This window comes from Candidatus Aquicultor secundus (assembly GCF_002791875.1).
GTDB lineage: Bacteria > Actinomycetota > Aquicultoria > Aquicultorales > Aquicultoraceae > Aquicultor_A > Aquicultor_A secundus.
Window position 1 is genome coordinate 1 of sequence record NZ_PFNG01000250.1, and the last position, 282, is coordinate 282.

1 pseudogene is annotated in these 282 nt (G+C 55.3%); it reads right to left on the bottom strand.

Going from position 1 to position 282, the window contains the following annotated elements:
- Positions 1 to 282 (bottom strand): annotated as a pseudogene (locus COY37_RS10655) (elongation factor 4); the annotation flags it as partial.

Here is a 282-nt window from a genome sequence, read left to right on the forward strand (position 1 = left end):
ACGGCTCCTCCATCGTCTCGATGATGTGGGGGTCGGGCATCTCGGACGGGTTACGAATGGTGATATTTTCCCCATTTGTCTTGGTAATCCGGTACGCGACGCTCGGCGCCGTTGCAACAAGCTCCAGGTTGTATTCACGCTCCAGGCGCTCTTTAATGATCTCCATATGCAAGAGCCCTAAGAAGCCGCATCTAAAGCCAAATCCGAGCGCTGAGGACGTCTCGGGCTCATATGCAAGCGCGGGGTCGTTTAATTGCAGTTTGCCGAGCGCGTCACGCAGAT